This window comes from Treponema sp. C6A8 (assembly GCF_000619925.1).
GTDB lineage: Bacteria > Spirochaetota > Spirochaetia > Treponematales > Treponemataceae > Treponema_D.
On record NZ_JHVB01000001.1, the window covers coordinates 552,351 to 564,604 of the forward strand.

General features: G+C 39.5%; 6 protein-coding genes. 5 read left to right on the forward strand and 1 reads right to left on the reverse strand.

Annotated elements, in window-relative coordinates; translation table 11 throughout:
* Positions 1-57 precede the first annotated feature (57 nt).
* The 5 genes from T530_RS14570 (at position 58) to T530_RS0102500 (ending at position 10,453) form a co-directional block, all read left to right on the forward strand.
* Entirely contained in the window at positions 58-1,698 is a 1,641-nt protein-coding gene (locus T530_RS14570) for a hypothetical protein (RefSeq protein WP_027727652.1), read from the forward strand.
* A 191-nt stretch (positions 1,699-1,889) separates the two neighbouring features.
* Positions 1,890-2,597 (forward strand): hypothetical protein, encoded by a 708-nt coding sequence (locus T530_RS0102485; protein WP_027727653.1) that lies wholly within the window; start codon positions 1,890-1,892, stop codon positions 2,595-2,597.
* Positions 2,598-2,636: 39 nt separating this feature from the next.
* A complete protein-coding gene (locus T530_RS0102490; RefSeq protein WP_027727654.1) occupies positions 2,637-4,562 on the forward strand; it encodes a hypothetical protein in 1,926 nt (641 codons plus the stop codon).
* An 11-nt stretch (positions 4,563-4,573) separates the two neighbouring features.
* Complete coding sequence (locus T530_RS0102495) at positions 4,574-8,977, forward strand: InlB B-repeat-containing protein (protein ID WP_027727655.1); 4,404 nt, start codon at positions 4,574-4,576, stop codon at positions 8,975-8,977.
* A gap of 174 nt (positions 8,978-9,151) precedes the next feature.
* Positions 9,152-10,453 carry a glucose-1-phosphate adenylyltransferase gene (locus tag T530_RS0102500; protein ID WP_027727656.1) on the forward strand — a complete coding sequence of 434 codons (1,302 nt, stop codon included), beginning with the start codon at positions 9,152-9,154 and terminating at the stop codon, positions 10,451-10,453.
* A 385-nt stretch (positions 10,454-10,838) separates the two neighbouring features.
* On the opposite strand, the gene T530_RS0102505 is transcribed toward T530_RS0102500, so the two are convergent.
* A complete protein-coding gene (locus tag T530_RS0102505) occupies positions 10,839-12,185 on the reverse strand; it encodes a sigma-54 dependent transcriptional regulator (protein ID WP_027727657.1) in 1,347 nt (448 codons plus the stop codon).
* Positions 12,186-12,254 lie beyond the last annotated feature (69 nt).

Consider the following 12,254-nt stretch of genomic DNA (forward strand, 5'->3'; position numbering starts at 1 on the left):
AGGGAAAAATCCTAGAACCTAAAACCTAGAACCTGGAACCTCATATGGGGCACTTAAATGAAAATCAGTAAAATTATAACATTGGCAGTTATTTCTGCCGCATTGACAACAGGCCTTGCAGCCCAGGAAGACTTCGATTTCGGATTCGATGATTTCGGCTCAGACAGCTCTTCTTCAGGAAGCGGCTCTTCCCTTCCGGTTGAATTCAGCGGAAAGCTTTCTCTTGACGTACGTGATTACCTTATGGCAGGCGATGTAGACGGAATCGGTGATACAAAAATCACTGCAACTCCAAACGCAAAGCTTGGAATTAATTACGACGGCGGAAAAGCCGGCGCAGACCTTCAGCTCAAAGTAAATGAGGACACAATCAAAAATCATCCTATTGATGTAATTGATGAACTCACACTTGCCGCATATCTTGGAAACTTTACCCTTACAGCCGGAAAAATGAAGGTAGTATGGGGAAAAGGTGATAAGCTGCACGTAATCGACAACTTCAACTCTGACGATTATTCAGACTTCATCATTCCTGATTACCTTGACCGCCGTATCTCTACACCAATGATTCGCGGTGTATACGCAGTGCCACTCAACAGCCGCGCAATCTCTAACGTTATGATTGAAGGTGTTTACACACCAATCATGCCGGTAGACCGCCTGGGAAGCGGAGTTTGGACACCTGCAAAATCTGCTGAATTGACATCAAGAGTAAAAAACACAGCTACTTCGAATATTAAAACATTAGTAGAAGCAAAAGCTGATGCTGCAAAAATTGCTGCTACAGCAACAGCATTAACAGCAGCAGGAGAGAACGATAAACTATCAGCTTATATCACTGCTAATCAAGCTACACTCGCTAAATACGGTTTAGGAACATATGCAACTGCCACAGAAGCTATTAAAAATTATGTTGCCGCTACCGAAACTGCCTACCTCCTCGCTTTGAACAACTCAAGCTCACTTGCAGACGGTGTTTATCCTGACACAAACAAATTTGAATATGGTCAGGGTGGTCTTCGCGTAACTGGTTCAATCGGACAGGTTGACCTTGGCGTAAGCTACTACTACGGACACTACAAACAGCCATCTGTAAACGCTTTGAAAATGACAAATTATGTTTCTGATTACCTTAAAACAGGTAAAGGCGATGACAAATTTCTTGCTTACGACCGCAAACAGACTTTCGGACTTGAATTCTCAACAATCTTGTGGAAATTCAACCTCCGCGGTGAAGCAGCATACAACCTTACAGACGACGTAGCCGGCGATGATCCATGGGTACACAACAACTCAATCCAGTGGCTGGGCGGCTTTGACATCGACCTTCCTTTCTGGGATGCAAACCTCAACGTTCAGGAAACAGGTACATACATTCTTAAAAATGGCGATATTGAAGATGGCCGTTACAAGTTGTACGACGTAGACTACTCTTCTACAGGTTACTCAAACAACAAGATTGTCGTAAACTTCACAACAAGCTTCCTCAACGGAAAGCTTGCTCCAGAAGTTACAGCACTCTACGGCTTTGAGCACAAAGACCTTGTAGTAATGCCAAAAGTAACAATCAAACCTGCATCAAGCTTCAAAATCATCGGTTCAGGACTTGCAATGTGGACCTATGATGAAACAGAAAGCGAGTTCGGCAGCTGGCACAAAAACAGCTTCGTTCAGCTCGGTGCTGAAGTTTCATTCTAAATTTGTCATTCCCGTGCCCGACACGAGAATCCATTCTTAAAATTGCCACAGACTCAGCTCTGTGGCTTTTTTTTCCCGCTCAAAAAAGCTTAAAATCACAATAAGAATTTTCTTGCTTTCCACTATATATATATATATACTGTTATTATTATAATGCATTTTTATCTAACAAATCGTTTTATAGAGGAAACATGAAAAAACTAAGTGCAATTTTATTATTCATATTTTTAACCTTCTTTGCATTTGCAGGCGAAAAATTTGAAAACATCGTAGGAGCAGGTCTTACACTTCCTGTATCTGTTACTAAATACAACTCTTCAAGTAATTCAAAAGACTATGATGGTAAAGACTTTACTCAAGCCGGTCTTGGAACCGACCTTTTCTGGGTTGGAATCATAAAGGATTGGGGACTTGCATTTAAGGCAGATTTTGTCATTGACGGCTACATCAAAAGCGAATATGACGACATTGAAATGGACACTGAAATGGGAAAAGTAAAAATTAGCAGCTTATTTGATAAAAAATTGGCCGGAGAAATTTCCCTTGATGCAGGAGCAGGTTACGCATTTATCCGTAACGACAAATTTACTCTTGCTGCATTCGGTGTCATTGGAGTAACGGCAACTGCAAATGAATATGAAGCTGCTCAGAATGGCAACACTGCTAAAATGAATTTTAAAGCAGCTTCTTTTGATTTTGGAGCAGATATTTTTGCCAATTACAAAATCATAAAAGGCTTTGGAGTTTTCGCAGATTTAGCATTCAAGGGAATGGCTGGCTCAACAACTATAAACGCTGAATTTGGTGATCCAACTGAAGGAACCATTAAAAATTCAACAAAAACGTCAACATTCGGTTTTAAATTTGCACCAACAATCGGAGCATCATTCTCATTCTAAAAAAACGCACCTTTGAAACAACACAAGGGAGGCTGAACTATGAAAAAAGCCCATAAGTACATTTTATTTATTCCACTAATTTTTCTATCAATTCTTACTGTAACAGTTACAGCATGTGCAAACGCAGCCGGAGGAGACAGCTCTTCAAGTCCCGCTGAACGCTCTATTCCAAAACAAAACTTTGCAGTTTACGATGTAAATTTTAATTCTATTAATTACACCCTTACGGCAAAAACAACCGCCCCAAACGGAACAACTCTTGCAGCGTCTGCAAACAATTATTCTACAACCGCTGTAGTTTCAAAAGGCGCAGCCACCTGGACCATGGACCAGTCTTTCAACGCATCAGTAAAAGGGGCAAAAGATTACACAATCACCTTCTCTGCCGAAGGCTACAATGAAACTACCGCAGAAGTGTTTTACCTGCCAAAGGTAAAATACGAAATCAGCGCCAAATCACAGGAAAAGATTTTTAACGGTTCCGGAGCTACCTACAACTACCCGGAACTAATCGTAAAAAATTACGACGAGTCAGACGTTACTGTTAACTGGTGGTTCAGAATTGCGGGCGGTAATTGTGACATAGAAGACTTCAGGGAATTTGTTGATGATGAAAACAACACCCTGGAAGAAGATGGTCAAAGCGCCTATCTTTATTACGAAGTATATCCTAATTCAATTTCAGATAATACACAGGGAAATTCTTTATATGAAAGCGACTGCATCGAATATAGCTGTATAAGGGAAGTTGGAATAGATTATGTAGAAATTGAAAATTTAAACTGCATACTTGAAGCAAAAACTTACACCGCAAATCCAAATACAGACAGCAGTGCAACAGCCGCAGGCGGTAAAGTCAGCTATCAATGGCAGAAATTTAACCAATTTATGTTTACTGATATCGCAGGAGCGACAGGCAAAACATACGAACTGCATGAACATGATGTAGGAGAACGTTTCCGTGTAATCGTCACACAAACCTGGCAGAGTTCAAATAAAGTCTTAGAACCAAAAACTTCTGAAGCAAAAACAGTTTCAGACTCTATAAAGTTTGATTCCCTTTATTACGATGGCTCTCTTCTTACAGGAGAAGCATTTGATACAATGAAGATAAAAGGTGAATTAACTACAGCATTTGGAACAAAGTATTTTCTTTCTAATTGCTCAATTAGTCCGCTTATTAAACTCACAGGACCTGTTATTATCTCGACAAACACTGCAAACGAATCTTTAAATAGTATGGACGTTTCTCAAAATGTAGATATAAAACTTACACATAGTTATCTTGAATCATACAGCACAAGTGTTTATGTAACAGTACAGCAAAGAATCGCAGAATCAGAACTTCCAGAACTTTCTACAGCAGTAAATAAAATTACTGACGGGCACGTAGATTTTACTTCAATTAATTACGACCTGGAATTTTCTAATGACAACAAACAGACATGGACAGAAATTCCAAAAGAAGAATTTACAGCAAATGCCGGGGATGTATTCTATTTCCGTAAAAAGGGATCCGGAATTGCAAATACACCAGGCTACATAAAGGCAAGCGAAGCTCTTCCTCTTACAGTTCAGACTAATAACGTAGGAAAGGTAATTACCGGTGGTTCTGCCATTGAAAGCTTAAAATACACAGATTTGAAAATTATCAAGAGTACAAAGAACGGAAACATAATAATTACACCATATATCAGCCACAGGCAGGATTACTATTACAAATATGGCATAAATTACGAAATTGACGGTAGAGCAGATTCTGATTCCTGGTGGGAAGGAAAAGGGATTTATAAAAATGACAATAACTGTCTGATAATAGAAAAAGATTCTCTGCTTACAAAAGGAGAAACTTATCAGATTAACTGTGTTCTTGAAGTCTACGTTGAAGGTGACAACGAAATTGAAGAAACAGAAAAAGATGTTATCCTCACATTAAACAGACAAATTTCAGTGACAATTCAATAAGGAGTAAGTTTATGAAGATAAAGAAGATTATATACATTTTAGCTGCCTCTCTTATTTTTGCAGGATGTTCAAACCTTATTGATGACAGTTCACTTCAATCTGCATCATCTCAGGTTTCAGGCAATCAGGAAAAAGCAGTTCTCAAAATCTCTATGGGTCAAAGCGGTGCCAGAACTGCCCTTCCTGACTTTTCAAAGAAAGACCTTGTTTACCTTACCCTGCGCTATGCAGAAAAATATGACTACGATACTTTAAACACCCCGGATGAAGTTTGCGCCGGAGACTGGTACAGCGAAGCAGAAATGAACGCCGCAACAATCAACTTTATGACAGGAACATACACCTTCAGATTATATGTAATGGCAAAAGGCGGAGCTGTATTCGGCGATGAACAGACCATAACAATCCAGAAAGGCGAAAATATCCTCACCTTCTCTCCTACCATGGAATATTTCCTTACAGACTATTCAGGAAAAGGAAACCTTTCTATAGATATGCGTTACAACACAAAAAATGTAGTAAAAGTTACAGCTGGACTTTACCAAAAAGACGGAAATTCAGTACCTGGCTTTAATGACATAGAACTTTCAGGAGAAGCTTCTGCCGCAGGATATGCTAAATATGAAATTACTAATGTACCGGCGGGAAACTACATTGCAATCTTTAAATTCTTTGCAGATGCAGAAAAAAAGCAGCTTTTAGGCACATACCGGGAATATACAACTATTGTAAATGGATTAACAAGTACTTCTGAATGTGTGGTAAACGCATTGGGAAACCTTTACAGCATTACCTACGAGCCTAACGGCGGAACTCTTACAGGAACTTGGCCTGGTTCATACACAAGACAGAGTGATGACATTATGTTACCTGCAATTGTGTCATCTACTAATAGTAATGGAATTTCTTTTACCGGCTATGATTTTGCAGGCTGGTACACAAATCCTGATTTTACAGGAACTGAAATGACCTTTATTCCAAAAGGAACTACAGGAAACCTTACTTTATATGCAAAATGGATTCCAAAAATTACAATCATGTACTCTCCGAATGGAGGAAGCATTAAAACAACAAGCCAGACTGACACTCCGGATACAAATGATTGCATTACCCTTAAAACACCTGCAGAACTTGGACTTAATCCACCAAAAACAGGAATAAAGTTTTTAGGATGGGGAATAACACCTTCGGTTAGTATTACAGAAATTAAGGCTGCGGAATATCACGAAGAAGCTTATAACTTTCAAGTATATAAAAGCACCCCTGATGGCAACACTGATGAAATTTCAAGAGACGAGTTTGTTATTTACGATAAAGATTCAAGCGGAACAATTAAAACAAGCGCAAAAATCAAAGTAGACAGCAATATTGTCCTTTACGCAATCTGGACTTTATCTGCAATTAATCCAGATCCAGACAATAAGAATGCGCAGGAATCTTTATTAGACTATGACGGAGACGGTCTTACAGACTGGGAAGAAGTTTATCAATACTTTACAGATCCTTTGTGTAAAGATACAGACGGAGACGGCTGGACAGATAAGCAGGAATTATCATTATACAACAAGGAAACAAAAACCTTCAGTCCTCTGATTGCAGACACTCCTTTTGTTGATGTAAAAATTGACGGAAAACCAGAAATTTACTATAACATTACGCTATCAAACGGTAACTCCAGCACAGAAATTCAAACTACATCAGAAGGAACTACAGGAAGCCGTTCAAGCACAAGCACAAACACAAAAACCTTTAATATGACACATGGCTGGAATGCCAGCACAACCCATAAATGGGGTAAAAAATGGACTGCTACTGATGGTGTATTTAACCAAACTGAAAAATCTTACGAAGGTGGATTTACTATCGGTTTTTCTGGCAGTTACTCATCTGGAGATACCTACACATTTGCAAGAAGTGATACAGAAGGCTGGTCAAAATCATGGCAGCACGGACATAACACATGCGAAACACATGGAAAAACAATTAATGGCGGTAAAGTAAAAATTCCTGTAAGGCTTTTTAATGATACACAAATAGGCTACACAATAAAAAGCATAACCATAGCAATAAATAAAGTGCCTTATGGAAAAAAGAACTTAAAAGTTCCGCTTGGAAGCTATTCTACAAATTCACCTATGACACTCCGTCCTAACTCTAAGAGCGGTCTGTATAATATTACAATTGACCTTACAACAGGAGAACTTGAGGAGCTTTTAAAATATTCAAATACAATTATTGTAGAAATTTCAGGCTTTCAAATCACAACCTTTAAGGACAGTCAGAGCGGTAACAACGACTTTACAGAGGCCCTTACGGAAACCCGTGCCCGTACAGCCGCTGTATATATAGACTGCGGGTCAGGCAGCAGAAGAAAGGCAAAAACCTATAATATTGCTGTAAAAAATAAATTTAACCCTGATGCAGCTTCAATAGATGATCAGTATGAACCTGTAAAATTACTGGACATTTTTGATGAAATTCTTGAACTTGAAAAGGACTCTCCTTTTGGTTATGAACTTACTGCAAATCAAAAGCAATTAAAATCTCTTTATGGAATAACTAACGGAAGCAGTCCAAAACAAGGTTCCTGGTATATTGAACATAACTATATAAAAAACGGAATATTAAAAAAGGCCCGTTATGCTTATTATGGCCCGGATGGAATTGTAAATACAGAATGGGATATTAACAATATTGTTGTAAATGCAGGTGATGAATTAAACATCTACTTTGATGTTGATATGGATGAAGATGGTGTACCTCTTAATTCTGAACTTATTCACGGTTCAAGTGACTTCAAAAAAGATACAGATGGTGATACCCTCACCGATTATGAAGAAATATACGGCTGGTATAAAGATGGTGTTCATAAAGAAACCTATCGAAATGAAATTCTGGATTATGGAGAAGATGAGGACAATAGGGTTTATACAAATCCTGTCCTGGCAGATACAGATGGTGATGATTTGCCAGACTGGTCATCAGAAGGTCGAAAAGATATAGATCCTATTTTCCCGGTACAAAGAAACAATAGAAAAATAGACATAACAAAAGAATTCTGGAGCACAAGTCTGACTGGAACAAAAAATAAACTTTTACTTGATGCAGATGGAAGCGAGAATGAAAATAGTCCTAAAAAACTGGCTAAAGCTATTGTAACAGACATGGATAAAATCTTCCTTGATATAACACCAAAAAATGAATTTGCAAAGATTCAATATGAAAAGGAAGTAAAAAATAAGGATGGAAACAAAGAAAAAGTATGGTCGGATTTAAAAGCGGATACAGAAATCCCTCTTGTTATCGGTAAAAATGAAATAAAACTCAGATGTTTTGTTACTAATTATAAAGCACAATCTGAAAGTGAAAATTTATATACTTACTGGACTGTTGACGTTAAGTCTACCTTTAAACCCTTCTCAAACTTTAAGGCACAAGCGGTAAGCTATGGAGACGGAGAGGTAAACATTACCTGGAACGCTTATTCAGATACACGTACCGGTGGTGAATATGGAGGCTATGTCCTTTTCGGCAAAAAATCCGACGTAGAACCTAAAGACCTTGATACCTACATAACAATGGGAGCCCTTACGACTGCAGAAACGTCTACCTCCAGTCTGGAAGGTAAAGATGAATTTTTTGTAAAACTAAAGCCGGCTCAGCTTTTAACGGGAAATTCATTAAAGCTGCATCTTGAGCCCCAAAAAAAATACTGGATCTATCTATACGCTTATACCGGAGCCGATAGTGCAGATAACTACATTAAGACACTTCTTGGAAGCGACAGTTTTACAACAGAAAGAAAGAGAACTGCTGTACTCTGTTTCTATGCCCATTATGTTAAGGATATAGCAGATGACGACGGAGGCTGTGACCCGCAATACTACTGGAATTTCTCAAACAGTCCTTCAAACATGGATTTTAGTGAATTAGACCTTGCTAGTAATAAAACACAAGATTTTGATACAAACGACCATGACGATGCCTTGTATTACACATTCGGAGGTAAAACTCAATTTATTGACGCTTACTCACCGCAACCTGAAAAATTTTCTGACAGCACTAAAAAAATAATGGGTATATTTTCTCGCGACAGCAAAGAAAAACAGCAATTTACAATATCCTGGCACGCCTATGAAAAAGACCCTGGAAGTGCAGATGATGACCTTGGCTATGTAACAGCTGTATTTACATATTATCCTGACGAAGACAACTGGGGTGTTGTTGCCCGTTCAATAGGAGGAAAAGGTTGTGGTGTAATTTGGTGGGCAAAAGGAAGAGTCATAGAGAGAGGTGAAAGGTCTTCTGGTGAATCTTGGGATATATTTAATCCAGACTATGGTTCAATAACCCTTCACTGGGACTGGTCATGGGATGTTGAATCATTAGATGATGCTAAAAAAAGCAGTAAGTAATTCCCTTACTTAAACACCCTTCACACAGATGAAAATAATCTGTGTCCATCTGTGTGAATCTGCGGCTATTTTTTTAGTTTACGGTAAACGAAATCCTTTGCCTTTTGGGGGATTCGGACGTATAATTTAATTATTAACAAATAATAAAAACGTAAACATTTTAAGGAGACTTCTATGGCTGAAACTTACGAAGAGCCACGCGTGCTGGCTATAATTTTGGGAGGAGGAAAAGGAACCCGTCTTTACCCTCTCACAAAGGAACGCTCTAAACCTGCCGTTTCTTTTGGCGGAAAATACCGAATTGTAGATATTCCAATTTCTAACTGTATTAACTCAGGCTATAAGAAGATTTACCTTCTTACCCAGTTCAATTCAGCCTCGCTGCACTTACACATTTCAAATTCCTACAATTTTGACCGCTTTTCTAACGGTTTCGTAGAGATTCTTGCCGCTGAGCAGACTCTTGAACATTCAGGCTGGTATGAAGGAACTGCAGACGCCGTTCGCAAAAACTTCATCCACTTTAAGACACAGAAGCCAACTCATTACATAATCCTTTCCGGTGACCAGCTTTACAAGATGGACTTAAAGGCATTTATGAATGCCCACATCAAATCTGGCGCAAACATCACTATTGCCGCAACTGCCGTAAACCGTCAGGATGCAACAGGCTTTGGTATCATGAAGATTGATAACGAAAACAATATCAAGGAATTCATGGAAAAACCAAAGGCAGATTTGAACATTGACGCATGGAAGATTCCAAAAGAAGCCCGTGATCCAGGTCTCCCTGAAGAAAAAGAATACCTTGCTTCTATGGGTATCTACATTTTTGATGCTCAGACAATGGAAGACATGCTGGGCGGCGAAAACGAGCGCTACACAGACTTTGGTAAGGAAATCATTCCTCTTGCAATCGGCAAGAAAAAGATCTGTTCTTACACCTTCGACGGCTACTGGGAAGACATCGGAACTATCCGCAGCTTCTATGATGCAAACATCGAGCTTACATCTGACCAGCCACGCTTCAACTTCTACAGTGAAGTAAAGCCAATTTATACTCACCCACGTAATCTTCCTCCTTCAAAAATCAACAAGGCCGAAATTGACCACACTTTGACTTCAGAAGGATGTATTATTTCTAACAGTACCCTTAAAAACAGCGTAATTGGTGTTCGTTCTATAATCAATGAAGGCTGTGAGCTGGACGGCGTAATCATGATGGGTGCCGACTACTACGACACAAGAGAAGACTGCGCAGCATACAAAAAGGCAAAAACCCCTCTTACAGGAATCGGAAAGAACTGTAAGATTGCCCGCACAATCATCGATAAGAACGCAAGAATCGGTGATAACTGCAAAATCGGCGTTTCAAAGAAGAAATATGAAGACGGCGACCACGGCAGCTTCTACAGCGCAGACGGAATTATCGTTATCCGTAAGGGCGCAGTAATTCCAAGCGGCACTGAAATCTAAGGAATAGAAAAATAATTCCGATAATGAAGACGATAGCTTAGGCTGTCGTCTTTTTTTTTGACACGGATGAACGCAGATGAGCACGGATGGGACACGGATATTATATATATTTTATATCCGTGAAAATCCGTGTGTATCCGTGCTATCCGTGTCTAAAAACTTTTTTATGCATATTTATGCAATTTTTATGCATAAATAAATTAAAACCACTATACAAGACTTTAAAACTGTCTACTTTATACAAAATTACATACTTACAGGCTGTATTAATTTTTATACACACTACCCATTAGTACTTTCAGGCAAAAAAAATACTGTATTATATATTATTCAAGTCTAATATATAATACAGCATAATATTTTATACACTTACTATCTTTCGATTTTATTCTTCGTCTTCGGTTTCTCCTAATTTTCGGTGTAAGGTCTTACGGCCGATGCCTAAAATATCTGCCGTTTTACTCTTATTTCCGTCATTAAAGGCAAGATTTTCTTTAATAATTATAAGCTCGGCTTCTTCCATCGGCATGCCGATTGGAATTGTAATTACCTTTTCATCGCTCTTTTCGCGCACGCTGGCAGGCAAATCATCAATTTTAATTTCATCTCCGGTGCACATAACAACGGCGCTTTCTACGCAGTTTTTGAGCTCGCGGATATTTCCAGGCCAGCTGTATTTGAGCATTGCGGCCTTAGCCCGGTTGTCAAAGCCCTTAATGTTCTTTTCGTTTTCAATGTTGAACTCACGCAAAAAAGAATGCATCAAAAGAGGTATGTCATCCTTGCGCTCGCGAAGACTTGGCATTTCAATTCGCACAACGTTGAGGCGGTAATACAAATCTTCTCGGAATTTTCCGTTTTTAACTTCTTCTTCAAGATTGCGGTTAGTCGCAGCAACAACCCGCACATCCACGCTGATAGTTTCAGTGCCGCCTACCCGTTCAAATTTCTTCTCCTGCAAGGCCCGCAAAAGCTTAACCTGAGTCGCCTGATTGATTTCGCCGATTTCATCCAGGAACAAGGTTCCGCCGTCTGCAAGTTCAAAGCGTCCCTTACTCATGGAATCTGCCCCTGTGTAAGCGCCCTTTTCGTGACCAAAAAGTTCGCTCTCCAAAAGTGTCTCACTGAGGGCTGCACAGTGTACCGAAATAAAAGGTTTGTCTTTACGCGGCGACTGATTGTGAATTGCATGAGCCACAAGCTCCTTACCGACACCGCTTTCACCTGTAATCAGGACGCTGGCTTTGGCAGGCGCCGCTTTCTGTATCATGGTTCTTACGTGGTTCAGCTCCGACGATTTTCCAATCATCTCATCAGGACTGTCAGCCTTATTCAGCCGCGCCAAAAGTTCCTTGTTCTGGTTGGCAAGCTCTTTACCGCGAAGGGCATTTTTTACAATCAGATTTAAGTGGTCAAGATCAAGCGGCTTTGTCAAAAAATCATAAGCACCTGATTTTATTGCCTTGGTTGCATCTTCAATGCTTCCGTGCCCCGTCAAAACGATAATGGGGATTCCAGGATTTTCTGTCGTAACACGGCGAACAACTTCTTCACCGCTGATGCCGTCCATGCGAAGGTCAGTAATTACAAGGTCAATTCCGCCTTTGGCAATAAGGGCAAGACCTTCCTTTCCGCTGGCAGCTTTTTTTACCTCGTAGCCTTCAAGCTCAAAATTATCGGCAAGTCCGTTACGGATATTTTCTTCATCATCTATTGTAAGAATAGTAAACATGTTGCCTCCTGTGTAAGGCGGCCGGTCAGAGCCGCCGGTGTTTTATAGCAAAGCGTTAAAAAAAATTGC